The sequence below is a fragment of the Roseovarius sp. CAU 1744 genome (assembly GCF_039839345.1).
Classification (GTDB): Bacteria; Pseudomonadota; Alphaproteobacteria; order Rhodobacterales; family Rhodobacteraceae; genus Roseovarius.
This window is the reverse complement of record NZ_JBDOQV010000003.1, coordinates 288,705-304,702: the sequence shown is the minus strand read 5'-3', so window position 1 is coordinate 304,702 and position 15,998 is coordinate 288,705. Positions and strand designations below refer to the sequence as shown.

Here is a 15,998-nt window from a genome sequence, read left to right as displayed (position 1 = left end):
TCAGCTGTCTCCGGTCGCGACGGGCAGGGTCGGATAGGCGCCCCATTCGGCCCAGGACCCGTCATATAGCGCGTGATCGGTCTTGCCGATGCGCTCGAGCGCGAGGTTGAGGATCGCCGCGGTGATGCCCGATCCACAGCTGGTGATCACGGGTTTTGCCATGTCCACACCCGCCGCGGCAAAGACGGCGCGCAGATCGTCGGGCGATTTCATCGTGCCGTTCCGGTTCAGCAGGTCGGTATAGGGCACTGATTTCGAACCCGGGATGTGGCCGGCGCGCAGCCCTTCGCGCGGCTCGGGCGCCTCGCCCCGGAATCGCGCGGCCGCGCGGGCGTCGAGGATTTCGTAGTTCCCCAGTTTCGAGGCGGAAGAGACCTGTGTGACATCCTTGACCATCTGGTTCTGGCGGCGAACCGTCATGTGACGGTCCCGGATCACCGGGGGAAGATCCTCGGTCGGGCGCTCCTCGGCCATCCACTTGGGCAGCCCGCCATCCAGAACGGCGATGTTCTCCTGTCCCATCAACTTGAACAGCCACCAGACCCGCGCTGCGGACATTAGCCCGTGCTGATCGTAGACCACCACCTGATGGCCATCGCCGACGCCCATCGCCCGCAGCCGCGACATGAATTTTTCCACCTCCGGCACCATATGCGGCATCTCGGAACGGTGATCGCTGATGTCGTCAATGTCGAAAAACCGGGCATTGGGGATATGCGCCGCGTCAAAGGCGGCCTTGGCGTCGCGGTCATCGGTCGGCAGGAACCACGTGCCATCCAGTACACGCAGATCAGGATCTTTCAGATGCGCGCCCAGCCAGTCGGTTGAAACCAGAATTTTCGGATCATCAGACATGCCACGCCCTCTCGCCTTGGTCGGCTATGGTGCTACACCCGTGCGCAGCCCGCTTCAAGGGGCTGCTCGGGTGTCGGCCCGGGGACCACGCGGGCCGTGAAAAGTGTTTTTCCTTTTTGATCACAATCGACGCATTTTCGCCCCCCTGCCGCCGCAATTTCTAAACCAGTTCTCCCTAAATGTGGCGCGCGGGAGCAATGACATCTTGGGAGACACACCTGTATGAGCACTCTTTCCTTCACTCTTCACGGCGACGTAAATGTCAGCATTACCGTTACTGAGCTTGATGACGGAACCCTGAAATTCGATCTTGAGGTTCTGGACGATACTGGCTCGATCGGCGATCTGAACGCCATCTTCTTCGACCTGGCGGGCGATATTGACCCAACCGGGCTGGCAGCGACGGGTGACGATGTCACCGGGATGAAATTCAAGGAAGAAGGTGTCACCAAAATCGACAACTATACCAACATCAACGGTGAAGTCGTCAACGAATACGGCAAGTTCGACTCCGGCATTCAGTTCGGCACCGCCGGCATTGGCGAGGATGACATCCGAGAAACAAGCTTTATCCTGTCGCACAGTGACATGGCCCTGACAATCGACGCACTTCTGGGGCAAGATTTTGCCGCACGGCTGACCAGCGTCGGCGCCGAGGACGGATCACGCGAAGATTCCCTGAAACTGGGCGGCGAATCGCCGACGGAGCCGGATCCCGACACCGATCCTGAACCCGATCCAGTTAACGTTGCCAATGACGATGTGCTGACTGTGTCGGAAACCGAGACCTTTAGCAGCGGCGGTAGCACCGACAATCTGGATAGTGGTGCATCTTCCGTGCTGGAAAACGATACAACGGACGGTTTCGATTACACCGGCGTTGTCACGGGCACCAACGAAAGCCCCGACAATATCGGCGAGATTGTGATCGGATCCAATGGCGGGCTTCTAATCATGTATGAGGACGGTACGGTTGATTTTTCCGCCAATGGCGAATTCGATGACCTATTCGACGGTGAAGTGGCACAAACCGAATTCACCTACGAAATCGAAGGCGGCGACACCGCCACCCTGACCGTCAATGTCTGGGGCGAGGACGAAATGCTGCCGGGCTAGGAGTGACATTGTTAAGGCCGGGAAGAATCTTCTGTTATTAAGCAGTGCTGGTCCCGGCCGACCGGCTGGTGAACTACTTGGCCATGGCGTTGCGGATCAGGCCGATGACGGCCAGAAGGACGCCGCCCCCCACGCCACCCGAGGCGGCCTGGCCGATGAGCGCGCCGAAATCGGTGCCGCCCGCGCCGCCCGTTCCCAGTGCCGAGAGGATCTGACCGCCAAGCCCGCCCCCGACGATTCCGGCTACCGAGTTCACAAGCACGCCGAGATTTGCGTTCTTCAGAAGGCCACCGGCGATATTGCCGCCGACGGCCCCCGCAATCAGGCTGATCAATAGTTCCATTTACATGCCCTTCCTGTCGTGTCCCTGGCTGAATTTTCTGGCCGCCACAGGGCGACCCATGCCATCGGTACATGGTCAGGCTAGCAGAACGACCGGGGCCAACCTAAGGGGAAAAACCGCTCTGGCATTCCCCGGTTTTATTCGCCATGGCGCAGCAGGCGCTGTTTCTGACGGTTCCAGTCGCGCTTGGCCTCGGTCGCGCGCTTGTCGACATTCTTCTTGCCCTTGGCGATCCCGATCTTGAGCTTGGCCAGCCCGCGATGGTTGAAGTAGAGGACCAGCGGCACCAGCGTCATGCCCTTGCGCTGCGTATCGCTCCAGAGCCGTGACAGTTCCTTTTTCGACACCAGAAGCTTGCGCCGGCGCTTTTCGTCGTGGGTAAAGGTCTTGGCCTGGTCATAGGGTGCGATATAGCTGTTGATCAGCCATAGCTCACCTTCGTCCACGGTCGCATAGCTCTCGGCGATGTTCGCACCGCCCGCGCGCAGGGATTTGACCTCGGACCCTTCCAGGATGAGGCCGCATTCGATGTCGTCCTCGATGGCATAATCATACCGTGCCCGCCGGTTCTCGGCGATCACCTTGTAGTTCGGGTTGTCCTTCGGCTTGGCCATGGGTGTTGTCCTATCGGGGCGCCGGATGCCTGTCCAGCGGCCCGCCTACATAGTCGGTCGCGGCATGGGTTCCAAGCCCGCGTTTCAGGCGCGCAGATCTTTTGGGGACCCCATCACAACGTAAGAGGTGATCGAGGCGACCTGGGGCAAGGTGCCTACCACATCGGTGTGGAACGACTTGTAGGCGGGCAGGTCCGCGACCTCGATCCGGAGCAGGTATTCGATTGATCCGGTGATGTTGTGGCATTCCACCACTTCGGGCGCCACCGCCATCGCGCGTTCGAAGGCCTGCTGGCTGGCCTTGGTGTGCGAGTTCAGGCCGACAGCGGCGAAGGCGACGAAACCAACCCCCATCGCGGGGCGGCTCAGGACCGCGCGATAGCCCTGAATCACCCCGCGCTTTTCCAAGGCGGCGACGCGGCGCAGGCAGGCCGAGGCCGACAGCCCGACCCTGTCGGCCAGTTCCAGATTGCTGATCCGCCCGTCGCGCACAAGTTCGCGCAATATATTTTCGTCTATCTGATCCATTGCCGCATCTTATTGCATATTTGTTAGGTAAACGCAAAAATTCGCAATTCAAATGCGTTTGCGACGCCGTAGAGTTGCCAGCATGACTATTGAATTACTCTCCGCTCTCGTCGCCTTTGCCTTTGTGACCGTCATCACGCCGGGGCCGAACAACCTGATGCTGATGGCGTCAGGCGCCAATTTCGGGTTCCGCCGGACCTTGCCGCACATGCTGGGCATCGGCATCGGGTTTCCGGCGATGATCCTGCTGGTCGGGATCGGAATCATGGGTCTGTTTGACCTGTGGCCGGTCAGCTACACGATTCTCAAGGTCTTCAGCGTGGCCTATCTGCTTTACCTCGCGTGGAAAATTGCCAATGCCGCGCCGCCGAAGAACGCGCAGGCCGAGGGAAAACCGCTGACCTTCGTTCAATCCGCCGCGTTCCAGTGGGTCAACCCCAAGGCGTGGAGCATGGCGTTGTCGGCCATCACCCTCTATGCCAGCAGCCGCGACCTGCCAGCGGTTGTGTGGGTCGCGGGCGTCTATGTCTGCATGTCGTGCCTCAGCACGACGGGCTGGACCGTGTTGGGCCAACAGATGCGCCGGATCCTGAAAAGCCCGGCCCGGCTGCGCGTCTTCAACTGGGCGATGGCGGTGTTGCTGGTGGCCACGCTGATCCCGGTCTTGTGGCCGTCACAAGGTTGACCCCCTGGAGGGCGGGATGCCCAGGATTCTGACGTTTTTTCATACGGCGGTTGTGCATAGCGAAACCTTCGACGCCCTGCGCGACAGGATCGCGCCGGGGGTGGCGATGCACCACAATATCCGCTCTGGCTGGCTGCAGCGGGCACAGCAAGGCATCAGCCCGGAACTGGCCGCGGAAATCCGGCGCGAAGTGGCCGGGGCACGCAGGCCGGTGATCTGCACCTGCACCACCATCGGCCCGATGGCCGAAGCCGCCGGCGCAATCCGCATCGATCAGCCGATGATGCAGGCCGCGGCGCAGTCGGCGGGCCCGGTCCTGATGGTCTATTGCCTGCAAAGCACCCTGTCCCCCAGCCGGGAGCTGCTGCGGACCGCCATGCTGGCGGCTGGCAACGCGGCGCCGGTACATGTCTTGTCCCTGTCGCATCTCTGGCCGCTATTCGAGAATGGCGAGAGCCAGGCATTCGAGATGGCGATCGCGCGGGCGGTTGCCGAGCATGTGCAATCGGGGCCGGCACCGGGCTGCGTGGTGTTGGCGCAGGCCTCGATGGCCGGTGCGACCAGCTATACCCGGGGCCTGCCTTGCCCGGTCCTTGCCTCGCCTGAGCTTGCGATGCGGGCCGGGCTGGCCTTGTTGTGATTGCAAATCCTCACCGGCGCGGCCATATATCCCTGCGGGACAGTTGGAGGGCGTAATGACCAATTACCTCGACTTTGAAAAGCCTTTGGCCGAGATCGAAGGCAAGGCGGAAGAGTTGCGCGCGCTGGCGCGGACCAATGAGGATATGGATGTCGAAGCAGAGGCAACGGCACTGGACAAGAAAGCTGCGAGCATCCTGCGCGATCTCTACAAGGATTTGACGCCCTGGCGGAAATGCCAGGTGGCGCGCCACCCGGAGCGCCCGCATTGCCGGGATTACATCGAACAGCTGTTCAGCGAATACACCCCCTTGGCAGGTGATCGGAACTTTGCCGATGACCTGGCCGTGATGGGCGGTCTGGCGCGGCTGGACGATACGCCCGTCGTGGTGATCGGTCACGAAAAGGGCGCCGACACCAAGAGCCGGATCGAGCGGAATTTCGGCATGGCCCGCCCAGAGGGGTACCGCAAGGCGATCCGGCTGATGGAACTGGCCGACAAGTTCGACCTGCCGGTGGTGACGCTTGTGGATACGCCCGGTGCCTATCCGGGCAAGGGCGCCGAAGAGCGCGGTCAGTCCGAGGCGATCGCCCGGGCCACGGAAAAATGCCTGCAGATCGGGGTGCCGTTGATCTCGGTCGTGATCGGCGAGGGTGGATCCGGCGGGGCGGTTGCCTTTGCCTCGGCCAATCGCGTGGCGATGCTGGAACATTCGATCTATTCGGTGATCTCCCCCGAAGGCTGCGCGTCGATCCTGTGGAAAGACGCCGAAAAGATGCGCGAGGCTGCCGAGGCGCTGCGCCTGACCGCCCAGGATCTGACCAAGCTGGGAGTCGCGGACCGGATCATCAGTGAACCGACGGGCGGTGCGCATCGCGACCCGAAGAAAGCGATCGAATCTGTCGGCAAGGCGATTGCGGCCATGCTGAAAGAGCTCAGCGGCAAATCGCGGGACGACCTGGTCAGGGACCGGCGGAAAAAGTTCCTGGCGATGGGCGACAAGGGGCTGGCAGCCTGATCAGGGCCTAGCCCACCAGCATTTTCAGCCCCTGTGTCACGTCTGACCTGACCGCCAGGCGCAGGCCGGGTTCATCCCCGGCCTTGAGCGCGCCGATGATCAGCCGGTGGTAATGCGGCGGATCCTTGCGCGAGAGTTTCCCGTAAAGCGCACGCATCGTGGGGCCAAGCTGCAGCCAGACGGTTTCGGCCATGGCCAGCATCGCCGGCGCCTGCGCCCGCAGGTAAAGCGTACGGTGAAACTCAAGATTGCGCCGAATATACGCCACCGCGTCATGGCGGACGATATGTTCGGCGATCAGCCCGTTGATGCTCTGCAGGCGGTCGATCAGCGCGATATGGGCACGCGGCAGGGCGCGGCTGGCCAGCTCAACCTCGATCAGGGCACGCAGCGCGGCCAGCTCTTCGATCCGTTCATTGCCAAGCTCAGGCGTGGAAACCCGTCCCGAACTCGAGAGTGTCAGTGCACCCTCGGCGGTGAGGCGGCGAATCGCCTCGCGCGCCGGGGTCATCGAGACGCCGAACTCTTCGCCGACGCCGCGCAGGGTCAGCGATTGGCCGGGGGCAATCTCGCCATGCATGATGCGGGTCCGCAGACCGCGATAGACGCGGTCATGGGATGACGGGGACGGATCGGGCCGATTGGTTATCAACATGGAGTGTACTTGTGATCACAAAAAACCCGGGCGTCAATCGCCGAAACGATACCGGTGCAGCGCGGCACCTTCCGTGCGCAGCCATTGGCGCGGGCCACGGTAGCCGGGCATCAACTGCTCGACCAACGCCCAGAAGGCGGGGGAATGATTCATCTCCTGCAGATGCGCCACTTCATGCGCGGCGACATACTCCAGCACCTCGGGCGGGGCCATGACCAGCCGCCAGGAATACATCAGCCCGCCCTGAGCCGTGCACGAGCCCCAGCGTGAACGAGTGTCGCGCAGGGTCAGGCGGGTGTAGGCGCGGTCGATCACGGCCGCGTAACGATCGGACGCGGTTGCCAAGCGATCACGCGCCAGCGTCTTGAGGAAGGCCTGCAGGCGCGTTGCCGCGCCCTCTTCGGGGCCGGGGACACGCAACACCCCGCCATCGCGCATCACACGCCTGCCGTTGCCGCGCGCGATTCGCAGTATCTGCCCCTCGACCGGTATTTCACCCCCCCAGCCCACGGGCACCAGACCGGGCTGGCCCTGCAACTGCGCGCGCAGCCAATCACCCTTGGATCGGGCGAAATCCAGCGCTTCGCCTTCGGAAACCCCCCGCGGCAAGGTCAGTGTCACCATGCCGTCAAGCCCCGAGACGCGCAGTGAAATCCGCCGCGCTCGCGGCGACCGGCGCAGGGTGAGTTCCACCGGGGGGTTGCCGGGAAGAAGATGTTGGCCCATATGGCCTCCTGAATAACCTGTCGCCTCGGGCTTCAAAGCCTTTGACACCTGCCGCACGTTATGGCAGGTGGCGCGGATCGTCGACAAGACCAGAGATTTGAAAGGGATGACCCATGCCCAAGGAAGAATGGGGCGTAAAGCGCCTGTGCCCGACCACCGGTAAGCGTTTTTACGACCTGAACAAGGATCCGATCATCAATCCCTACACGGGCGAGGTGTTCGAACTGGAGACCGGCAAGAGCCGTTCGATCACGGCCGATGCCGAGGATGCCGAGACCAAGAAGATGAAGGACGCCGATGTCGACAGCACCGATGATGTGCTGGACGATGATGACGTCGATGTCGATCTGGGGGATGATGTCCTGGACGATGACGATGACGATGATGTCTCGCTGGACGATATCGCCGACGTTGCCGCGGATGATGACGACAGCTGACAAGCACGAAGGCGGGATTTTCCACTTGATCCCGCCCGCCGCTTTGCCTAATTAGCGGCGAACCGACCCGACGGGTCGCATGGTACGGGGCCTTAGCTCAGCTGGGAGAGCGCTTGCATGGCATGCAAGAGGTCAGGGGTTCGATCCCCCTAGGCTCCACCAAACTATCTTTGAAAAGAGCCAGATAGTATTGCCTTTCTCGTCAGGGGATTTGCCCGTGCCGCGCAGGCGGGTGCTGTCTTGCCTTAGATATTTCATGCTGCCTCGATCCATGGCCATGGTATGCAGATCATTGCGCAGCCCTTTCCCTTGTCGAATCCGAGGATGGCCCATGAGCGTCCATTTCTTCGTCGTGAGGGGCGGCACCAGTGCGGGCAAGCCAGTCTCATCCAAGAGCTCGCCCGCCGCGGCTTCCAAACGGGTCCCGAACCCGGCCGCGCGGTCAACCGCGAGGTTGAGCGTAAGAGCGGGCGCATCAGGTGGTATGTCTGCGCCAAGTCAATGAGCGGTTTTCCAAGAGCCATATCTCGGTGGTTGAATTGGCAGCGGCGAGCAGGCGACTACCAGGCGTCGAGGCCGTGATACAGCTTGATCGCGGCGCGCTGCCGCTGCCTTTGGATCCGTGCCAACATGATTTTCAGGCGAAGCGACGTTTCCTGAGCTGATCTCAAAAGAAGCCGGCCAATGCGCCGGCATTTTCATATCCCGCCAGAGGCAAACCTATCTGACGAAAAAGACACATCTGGGTCGACATCGGAATTTTGCCCCACCGATTTTCCCGCCGCTATGATGCCTTTCACGTGCAATACACGCTGACTGAGATCAGAATTCAGGCGTGAATTGATCGAACGCTGACCCAAGGCACCGGTAGCCCAACACGACGGAAAGGCTCAGTCCGTCGGGATACGTGCGATGACCTTTATCTCAAAATCGAACCCGGACAGCCAGTTGACCCCGATGGCGGTCCAGTTTGGATAGGGGGCAGCCGGAAAGGCGCGGGTCTTTGCAGCCAAGACAGTTTCCAGTTGCGATTCGGGATCGGTGTGGAAACTGGTTACATCCACGATGTCGCTCAGCGTGCAGCCCGCAGCCTCGAGCACAGCCTTCAGGTTCTCAAAGGCCAGGTCAACCTGCTTGGCAAAGTCAGGTTCGGGCGTGCCATCCTCCCGCGTTCCGACCTGCCCCGAGACAAACAGCAGATCGCCGGAACGGATGGCGGCGGAATATCCATGTGTCTCGTAGAGCGCATGGCGGTTGGCGGGAAAAACGGGTTCGCTGCGGGGCATGGGTGTTGACCTTTTCGTGTGGCTGCATGGGTTTGATTTGGATACGATCCGTATGTGGATATTTGGCATACGTCACGTATGTCAACCGGTGATGCAGTTACAATATTGTGAAAGGTAGGAAAATGAATCCGACCCGGGCGGAAATGATGCAAGCGACCCGCTCCAAGCTGATCGGAGCGGCCCGCAAGGCGTTTGCCGAGAAAGGGTTTGCGGACACATCAATGGATGACCTGACTGCGGCCGTGGGTCTCACACGAGGCGCGCTCTATCACAACTTCGGCGACAAGAAAGGTCTGTTGGCCGCGGTGGTGGATCAGATCGATGCCGAGATGGCGGCACGGGCACTGGACGAAGCAGAACGCCAGGGCGGTTCCCTCTGGGACATGCTGATTGCCGAAGGCACGGCCTATATCGAAGCCGCGCTTGAACCAGAGGTACAGCGCATTGTTCTGCTTGATGGGCCGGCCGTTCTGGGCGACCCGTCGCGCTGGCCAAGCCAGAACGCCTGCCTGGATGCGACCAGGCGCAGCCTAGAAACCCTTGCCGGCGAGGGCGCGATCAAACCCGTCGATATAGAGGCCGCCGCACGCTTGCTGAACGGCGCAGCGCTGAACGCTGCGCTTTGGGTGGCGGCGAGTGAACATCCGGCAGAAGTGTTGAAGAGTGCCATCGAGACTTTCAAACAGCTTGCGTCGGGGCTGTTGGCCGAGTGACGCCGCTGACGGTGAACCGCTAAGCCTCTGGCAGAAAAGTCTCTTCCTGCTCTGCCGGGCTGGAATGTTCTGCAGGGGGCCGCGGGTCGGGCGCGTCTGAAAACCTTACCGGTGTCGCGCGTTTGCGGGCGATACCTACCTCAAAGATGTCAAACCTGTTGTAGCCTGCGGCCAGATCGTGGAATCGTTTGGGCTCTACGCAGTCAGCCAGGTTGATGTCGGCATAGATCAAACCCTCGTCCAGTGTGGTCTCTCCGATCAACTGACCGGTCGGGTCGACGAAAAAACTTGGCGCGCGGTTGCAATTGTCAATCAGCCCGATCAGCGCGGCGTCATCGCCTGCGGCGAGCTCCGTCGCGCGCGTGTCGAACGGAGAGGCCACGACGATGCCAAAACACTTGGCCTCGAAACAATGACCGGCTGCCCGGATATGATTTGCCGCGCGGTTGTTGTAATTCGCGGTGTCTTCGGGCGGGCGGGTCGGCCAGATCGGGGGATAGGTCGAGATATGCACCTGTTCTCCCTGGGCAATCAGGCTGTAGCGCGACAGCGGGTTGGTATTTTCGCCGCAGATCAGCGTGCCGACCCGACCACATCCAGTCTCGGTTACTTTCAACCCGGCACCGTCCCCTGGATCCCAAACCAATTTCTCAAAGAATGTCGGCACCAGCTTTCTGTGGTGACAGGCAATCTGTCCGGTTTCATCGATCAACAGGTTCGAATTCCACAGACTGCCGATGGAGGCGGGATTTCGCTCTGACAGACCAAGCGACACGATGATGCCGTGGCGCGCCGCCGCTTGCCTGATCATGGTCACCTCCGGGCCATCCACATAGACCGAAGCCGCCACATAGCTGGCAAAATGATCGTGCGACCGGATTGGTGCGTGCAAGGCCGCCCAGATCGGAAACCCCGGAAGGAAGGCTTCGGCAAAAGCCACGATCGCAGCACCGTTCTGCGCCGCTTCGCCGATGACCGAGACGGCCTTCTCGGCGCTGGCGACGGGGTCGAGATATACCGGGGCGACATGGGCAGCAGCCGCTTTGAATTGGTGGGTCTCAAACATTCTCATTCTCCATTTGCTGATGCAATGTCGACGAAAGCGAGGCAAAACCCAATTGTCATTTGCGAAAGCCGCTGTGCTGTTTTTGACGGCTGGCCGAGCGCTAAGAACCGTTAAGGTAGTCGGCTTCTTCCTCGAACAGCTGCGCAAGGAATTTCTTGAGCGCAACGATATGCGGCAATTGGCGAAGATCCTGGTGCACGGTCAGCCACAAACTGCGGTGTACGGACAGTTCGTGCATGATCCGAGTAAGGCTATCATGCTCAGACAGTGCGAAATGCGGAAGCGCGACCATGCCCAGGCCCCCGCGGGCGGCACTGCGCTGTGCAATCATGCTGTTGCTCCAGAAAGTGATCTGCGGGTGACGAACCATTTCCTCGAGCCACCGAACGGCGTCCAGTTCAACGAACTGATCAAGATAACCGACGTATTTGTGCTGGTCGAGTTCGGCCTTCGTCCGCGGCGTTCCGTGAACTTTCAGATACTTTTTTGCGGCATAGAGACCGATCCCGAACGTGCCGATTTTCTGGGTGGCCATCTTTTCGCCCTGCGGCCTGAAGAAGCTCAGGAACATGTCTGCTTCCCGGTGGCTGATCTGAACTTGGCGTGAGGTTGTCAGGAGTTCAAGCTGGACGCCGGGATAACTGGACTGGAACCGCGCGAGGCGGGATGCGAGAAATAGCGAGGCGATGCCTTCCATCGTCGCGAAACGGATGATGCCGCTGGTGTCGCCCTTGCCGGAAAGATCGCTTCTCAGGTTGCTGACACCATCGGCAACTTCTGCGGCGCGCCGCAGAACCAGGTGTCCGAATGTGGTCAGGACAAGCCCCTCGCGATTGCGCTCAAACAGCGCCGCATCAAGCGTATATTCAAGGCGCGACAGCCTGCGGGATACGGTGGAATGGCTGATCGACAACTCGCGTGAGGCCGCGCTGACGCTCTGACAACGGGCCGACACAAGAAAAACCTTTAGATCGTCCCAGTCCAGCTTGGCAAGCGGATCCGTCATCGCCATTTTCCTTTCAGGAAAATCTAGCGGATCACATGGCAGCGGGCAATACAAGGCCGGTATCACGCAAGAAAGATCCGCGGATGTCTCCGCGGATCGTCAGGATGCAGATCGACTTGTAATTAGGCGGTTCCGGTTTGCCCGCGGGTTTCCGGGAACCGCTCGGCCATGTCGTCCTGAAACTCGCTGCGGCGGGCCGGGTCAACGGGGTCGTCACGGAGCAGGGAGCCGCCGAAGAAAACCACCGTGCTCACCAGCAGGCCCCACAGCGGTGGCCCGATGTGACCGGGATTTGCCAGGATCCCGAATTGCATTGCCACCATCACGCCCCAACCCAGCAGCATTCCCCAAAAGGCGGCCGGCTCTGAGGCCTTGTTCCAGAACAATGCGCCCAGCAGGGGCAGAAGGAACGACAGCGCCATGCCCACGCCGATCGACGCCAAAGGCGCGATAAGAGATCGCCCCTGCGGAGAAAAGGCAAACGCGACCAACGCCAGCACAAACGCAATCTCGAAATAGCGCGCCAGGCGCATCCGCTGACGGTCATCAACGCTGCTCACGCTGGGAACTAGGTCTTGCGTGAAGCTCGAAGTGGCTGAAATCATCTGGCTGTCGAGGGTCGACATGCCCGCCGCGAAGACCGCAATGACCAGAACCACGCCCATGGCCGGAAGGTACTGGGCATAGATTTCCGGTACCAGCGCATCAGAGGTCTGACCCCCGGACATGTTGACGTCCATGCCAAGTGACATCATCCCGATAACCGCGCCGGTGAAGGTGACGACGAACAGGGCGAGGAAAGATGTAATCGCGGCACCCTTGACCAGGGTTTGCGGGCTGTCCGCCATATAGAGACGCTGCCAGAGATGCGGTGTCAGTACCCAGCCAAATGTCCAAAGTGTCATCAGCGTGATGTAGCGGCCCGCGCCGCCATCAAAGGCGAACAGCTCCGGTCGTGCGGCGGTGGCGGCGGCCCAGCCTTCGGTCCATCCACCGGCCCAGCGGATCACCAACAGCATGGTGCCAATCAACAGCAGGGCAAAGATGAACCCCTGAACGACATCTGTCCAGACAACGGCGCGGCTGCCGCCGACAAAGGAATAGACACCGACGCATACCGCAATCAGCAGCACGCCCGCGTTGAACGCGATCAGACCGCCTGAAATCGAATTGAGCGCGATGGCAATGCCGGTGATCTGAATCGCGGAATAGGGAAACAGAACCGCAATGCAGATCAGGCCTGTCAGGATGCGAATGCGTCTGCTGCTGTTATAGTAGGCCGACAGGAGATCACCGGGTGTGATGAAGTTGTATTTCTTGCCCAGCGCCCAGATACGCGGCCCCAGGATCATCACCATCACCGGGCCCATGGCGTTGAAGAACCCGAAAAGTAGCCAGTTCACCCCGATCTTGTGAAAAAATCCCGGCCCGCCAAGGAACGCGAAGGTCGAGAACCAGGTGGCAAACATCGTGCCCACAAGCATCAGGGTGTTTGCGCTGCGACCCATCAGGAACCAATCCTCCGGGTCGTTGTGCTTGTTGGTCCTGTAGGCCCGATAAGCGATGTAGAACATCACCGCCAAATATAGCGTGATACCCAGCAGGGTGACGAATGTGGTCATTGTCCCATCTCCCCCGCGCGGGTCGCTTCGATGGCCACCCAAGCGCGCCCGCGCGTGAGGTAGTAGACCGCGCCCAGAAGGCAGTTCAACGTGAAGACGGCATAACAGTAGAACACGGTCAACGGCATTCCCACGGGGCCCGGTTCAGCACTGTTTCCCAGGACATCGAACACCGGTAGCAAGGCAAGGATGACGTTCAGGACGGCCCAGCCCAGGAACAGTCGTCCCAAGCCGCTCTTGGGGATCACGCCTAAAGACGGATAGCGGTCGGATTCCGAAATCCGGATATCTCCGGAAGAAAGTGACGGGTTTGACATGTTGAACTCCCTGATTGGTTCATTTTTTGATTTTGTAATTGTCGGCCGCCCTGCGGGACTGGCCCCGCAACTGGCCCACATCCCGAAATCGTTGCACAGGTCGGCCCGTTTCGCAGGGTATTGATTGCACACAGGGCTGTGCAAAATTCGGCACCCCGACACTGACCTCCGAGGGTGGGTTGTCAGTCCGGCATTAGCGCGGGAAGCCGGCGCAGGCGAGGGACCGCGAAATCCAGAAAGCTTCGCAGTTTGGTCTGCGGTTTGCGGCCCTGTGGGTGGATCAGGTTAACCGGCAATGGTTCGGGCTCATCCTCTTCAAGCGTCACAGCCAGCGTTCCGGCGTGCAGATCCTCGTCGACCTGATATGACAGAACCCGGCACAGGCCCCAGCCCAGCCGGGCCACTTCGATGGACGCTGCAACGCTGTTCACGGTCAGTGCCGGCTGTGATCGAACCGCGTGCCGTTCGCGCTTGAACCGCCATTGCTGCGAAGCATTGTGCGTGATGATGACGCGATGATTGTCGACCAGATCGGACGGCGCCTGGGGATGTCCGAACCTCTTGAAATAGGCGGGGGCGCCGCAGATGATCTGGCGCACAGTGCCCACCCTCACAGCCAACAGTCCTGACGAGGGCAGATCACCGATCCTCAGCGCGATATCATACCCCTCTTCAACCAGGTTGACGGGGCGGTCGATCAATAGCAGATCGACCCTTACATCAGGATACATGTCGAGAAACTCGGCGATGAGGGGGGCGACATATAGCCGTCCGAACTCCTGCGGACAGGTCACTCGCAGCAGTCCGGCAGGTTTTTCGGCAGCGCCAGTAACGGAAACCTCTGCCGCGCGCAGCTGCGCCAGTATATCCCGGACATCCTCTGCGAAGGCGCGCCCGTGGTCGGTCAGCCGGACACTTCGGGTGGTGCGTGTGAACAGGCGAACACCCAGCTGTTCTTCCAGCTCGTTCACCGCGCGGGTCGCCGAAGAGGCGTTCACATTCAGCGATTTGGCCCCGGCGGTGAAGCTTTGCGCGTCGCTGACAGCGATGAAAATCCCAAGAGCACGAAGGCGATCCATGCCAATCTTATTATTCCAGTTTCTGCAATAATGAAATTCAAATCTACCCCATTAAACTCATTCTAGCCATCATTTAGATTGCAGATACCGACTGACCGGTTGAACAATCGAAAGGATCAAGTTCATGCCCCGCGCCGAAGACACCCAAAGCAACGCCCCCGTGAAATTGTACAGAAACCCGAAATCCGGCCACTGTCATCGGGTCGAACTGATGTTGTCACTGCTTTCTGTTCCGTATGAATGCGTCGATCTGGATATGTCCAACGGTGCGCACAAGGCGCCGGACTACACGCGGATCAGTCCTTTGGGGCAGGTGCCGGCGATTGACGACAACGGTGTCACACTGAGCGATTCCAACGCGATCATTACCTATCTGGCGGATCGTTACGACAACCTTGACGATTGGTTCGGGTCCACGCCAGCGGAGCGGGCAGAGGTGCAGCGATGGCTTTCGATCGCGGCGGGCGAGGTGTTCCGCGGCCCATGTTCGGCCCGTCTTGTCACGGTGTTCGGCGCGCAGCTTGACCACGATGCGGCCAAGGCCACGGCCCACAACCTGTTCAGGGTGATGGACGAACATCTTTTGAACCGTGAATGGCTGGCAGCGGGCCGTTGCACATTGGCCGACATCGCCGGTTACAGCTATATCGCACACGCTCCGGAAGGAGGCGTGCCCCTGTCCTCTTATTCGAACATCCGCGCCTGGCTTGAGCGGATAGAGGCGCTGCCCGGTTTCGTTGGCATGGCGCGTTCGCCCGTGCCTGCCTGACGGAAACGTACCGCACCACCCTTGCGACGATAGTCAAAGGCAGACCTGCTATGGACCGGCCAACCACCCCCTTCCACCCGGGCGAGATCGAAGCTCAGAACCGCGCCGATGTCGCACAGCGTGCGGACAAGGCCAAAGGGTTCATTCGCGATTTCATGCCGCAACAGCACAGGGACTTTTTCGCCGAGGCGCCTTTCCTGGTTGTTGCAGGTGCGGATGCGGCCGGGCGGCCCTGGGTTACGATCCTCGAGGGCGAAGACGGCGCGATTGGCAGTCACAGTGACCGAAGCCTTGAGCTGACAGGAACGCTGCTGCCGGGTGATCCCCTGCAGCCGGCGTTTCGGCCTGGTGCCCCCATCGGAGTACTGGGGATAGAGCTTGCCAGCCGCCGCCGGAACAGGGTCAATGGGCGCCTTCGGCGGGGCGGGTCCGGGCTTGTCCTTGACGTGGATCAGAGCTTCGGCAACTGCGCCCAATACATTCGCGAACGCGATTGGCACCGGGTCGCCTTACCGCGCGCGGG

General features: G+C 60.7%; 20 protein-coding genes and 1 tRNA gene. 8 read left to right on the top strand and 13 right to left on the bottom strand.

Annotated elements, in window-relative coordinates:
- Positions 1-855: a 3-mercaptopyruvate sulfurtransferase gene (gene sseA, locus AAFO92_RS07920; RefSeq protein WP_347534174.1), complete on the bottom strand. Its 855-nt coding sequence runs from the start codon at positions 853-855 to the stop codon at positions 1-3.
- A 222-nt stretch (positions 856-1,077) separates the two neighbouring features.
- Between sseA and AAFO92_RS07915 the strand changes: the two genes are divergently transcribed.
- Entirely contained in the window at positions 1,078-1,971 is an 894-nt protein-coding gene (locus AAFO92_RS07915; protein ID WP_347534173.1) for a hypothetical protein, read from the top strand.
- 73 nt (positions 1,972-2,044) lie between these two features.
- Here AAFO92_RS07915 and AAFO92_RS07910 read toward each other — a convergent pair whose 3' ends face one another.
- From AAFO92_RS07910 to AAFO92_RS07900, 3 genes are all read right to left on the bottom strand, one after another.
- Entirely contained in the window at positions 2,045-2,314 is a 270-nt protein-coding gene (locus tag AAFO92_RS07910) for a hypothetical protein (protein ID WP_347534172.1), read from the bottom strand.
- A 137-nt stretch (positions 2,315-2,451) separates the two neighbouring features.
- Positions 2,452-2,928, bottom strand: a complete 477-nt coding sequence (smpB, locus tag AAFO92_RS07905; RefSeq protein WP_347534171.1) for an SsrA-binding protein SmpB — start codon at positions 2,926-2,928, stop codon at positions 2,452-2,454.
- A gap of 84 nt (positions 2,929-3,012) precedes the next feature.
- The gene (locus tag AAFO92_RS07900) at positions 3,013-3,456 is read right to left on the bottom strand and encodes an Lrp/AsnC family transcriptional regulator (protein ID WP_347534170.1); all 444 of its coding nucleotides are present in this window, start codon (positions 3,454-3,456) and stop codon (positions 3,013-3,015) included.
- 82 nt (positions 3,457-3,538) lie between these two features.
- Between AAFO92_RS07900 and AAFO92_RS07895 the strand changes: the two genes are divergently transcribed.
- Genes AAFO92_RS07895 through AAFO92_RS07885 form a run of 3 tightly spaced genes read left to right on the top strand, consistent with a single transcriptional unit; the run spans position 3,539 to position 5,799 of the window.
- A complete protein-coding gene (locus AAFO92_RS07895) occupies positions 3,539-4,141 on the top strand; it encodes a LysE family translocator (RefSeq protein WP_347534169.1) in 603 nt (200 codons plus the stop codon).
- A gap of 16 nt (positions 4,142-4,157) precedes the next feature.
- On the top strand, positions 4,158-4,781 hold the full coding sequence (locus AAFO92_RS07890; protein ID WP_347534168.1) for a hypothetical protein: 624 nt from the start codon (positions 4,158-4,160) through the stop codon (positions 4,779-4,781).
- A 55-nt stretch (positions 4,782-4,836) separates the two neighbouring features.
- Entirely contained in the window at positions 4,837-5,799 is a 963-nt protein-coding gene (locus AAFO92_RS07885; protein WP_347534167.1) for an acetyl-CoA carboxylase carboxyltransferase subunit alpha, read from the top strand.
- A gap of 7 nt (positions 5,800-5,806) precedes the next feature.
- Here AAFO92_RS07885 and AAFO92_RS07880 read toward each other — a convergent pair whose 3' ends face one another.
- Together AAFO92_RS07880 and AAFO92_RS07875 are read right to left on the bottom strand one after the other, a co-directional pair.
- Entirely contained in the window at positions 5,807-6,454 is a 648-nt protein-coding gene (locus AAFO92_RS07880; protein WP_347534166.1) for a GntR family transcriptional regulator, read from the bottom strand.
- A 33-nt stretch (positions 6,455-6,487) separates the two neighbouring features.
- Positions 6,488-7,180 carry a SprT family zinc-dependent metalloprotease gene (locus AAFO92_RS07875; protein ID WP_347534165.1) on the bottom strand — a complete coding sequence of 231 codons (693 nt, stop codon included), beginning with the start codon at positions 7,178-7,180 and terminating at the stop codon, positions 6,488-6,490.
- Positions 7,181-7,293: 113 nt separating this feature from the next.
- On the opposite strand from AAFO92_RS07875, the gene AAFO92_RS07870 reads away from it, so the two are divergent.
- Together AAFO92_RS07870 and AAFO92_RS07865 are read left to right on the top strand one after the other, a co-directional pair.
- Positions 7,294-7,617 (top strand): TIGR02300 family protein, encoded by a 324-nt coding sequence (locus tag AAFO92_RS07870; protein WP_347534164.1) that lies wholly within the window; start codon positions 7,294-7,296, stop codon positions 7,615-7,617.
- Positions 7,618-7,703: 86 nt separating this feature from the next.
- Positions 7,704-7,779: transfer RNA gene (locus AAFO92_RS07865), tRNA-Ala, on the top strand.
- A 728-nt stretch (positions 7,780-8,507) separates the two neighbouring features.
- Here the strand turns inward: AAFO92_RS07865 and AAFO92_RS07860 are convergent.
- The gene (locus tag AAFO92_RS07860) at positions 8,508-8,903 is read right to left on the bottom strand and encodes a RidA family protein (protein ID WP_347534163.1); all 396 of its coding nucleotides are present in this window, start codon (positions 8,901-8,903) and stop codon (positions 8,508-8,510) included.
- Positions 8,904-9,025: 122 nt separating this feature from the next.
- Between AAFO92_RS07860 and AAFO92_RS07855 the strand changes: the two genes are divergently transcribed.
- Positions 9,026-9,616 (top strand): TetR/AcrR family transcriptional regulator, encoded by a 591-nt coding sequence (locus tag AAFO92_RS07855; protein WP_347534162.1) that lies wholly within the window; start codon positions 9,026-9,028, stop codon positions 9,614-9,616.
- A gap of 19 nt (positions 9,617-9,635) precedes the next feature.
- Here AAFO92_RS07855 and AAFO92_RS07850 read toward each other — a convergent pair whose 3' ends face one another.
- From AAFO92_RS07850 to AAFO92_RS07830, 5 genes are all read right to left on the bottom strand, one after another.
- A complete protein-coding gene (locus AAFO92_RS07850) occupies positions 9,636-10,682 on the bottom strand; it encodes a carbon-nitrogen hydrolase family protein (RefSeq protein WP_347534161.1) in 1,047 nt (348 codons plus the stop codon).
- Positions 10,683-10,782: 100 nt separating this feature from the next.
- Positions 10,783-11,742, bottom strand: coding sequence for a LysR family transcriptional regulator (locus AAFO92_RS07845; RefSeq protein WP_347534160.1), 960 nt, complete (start codon positions 11,740-11,742; stop codon positions 10,783-10,785).
- Positions 11,743-11,810: 68 nt separating this feature from the next.
- A complete protein-coding gene (locus tag AAFO92_RS07840) occupies positions 11,811-13,310 on the bottom strand; it encodes a sodium:solute symporter family protein (RefSeq protein WP_347534159.1) in 1,500 nt (499 codons plus the stop codon).
- Complete coding sequence (locus AAFO92_RS07835) at positions 13,307-13,627, bottom strand: hypothetical protein (RefSeq protein WP_347534158.1); 321 nt, start codon at positions 13,625-13,627, stop codon at positions 13,307-13,309. Before AAFO92_RS07835 ends, AAFO92_RS07840 begins: the two co-directional genes overlap by 4 nt.
- A gap of 182 nt (positions 13,628-13,809) precedes the next feature.
- Entirely contained in the window at positions 13,810-14,706 is an 897-nt protein-coding gene (locus AAFO92_RS07830; RefSeq protein WP_347534157.1) for a LysR family transcriptional regulator, read from the bottom strand.
- Between the two features lie 124 nt (positions 14,707-14,830).
- Here AAFO92_RS07830 and AAFO92_RS07825 point away from each other — a divergent pair, with 124 nt between their 5' ends.
- Positions 14,831-15,475: a glutathione S-transferase gene (locus tag AAFO92_RS07825; RefSeq protein ID WP_347534156.1), complete on the top strand. Its 645-nt coding sequence runs from the start codon at positions 14,831-14,833 to the stop codon at positions 15,473-15,475.
- Here AAFO92_RS07825 and AAFO92_RS07820 read toward each other — a convergent pair.
- On the bottom strand, positions 15,391-15,975 hold the full coding sequence (locus AAFO92_RS07820) for a hypothetical protein (RefSeq protein ID WP_347534155.1): 585 nt from the start codon (positions 15,973-15,975) through the stop codon (positions 15,391-15,393). The two genes, AAFO92_RS07825 and AAFO92_RS07820, sit on opposite strands and share 85 nt — an antisense overlap.
- Positions 15,976-15,998: the final 23 nt, after the last annotated feature.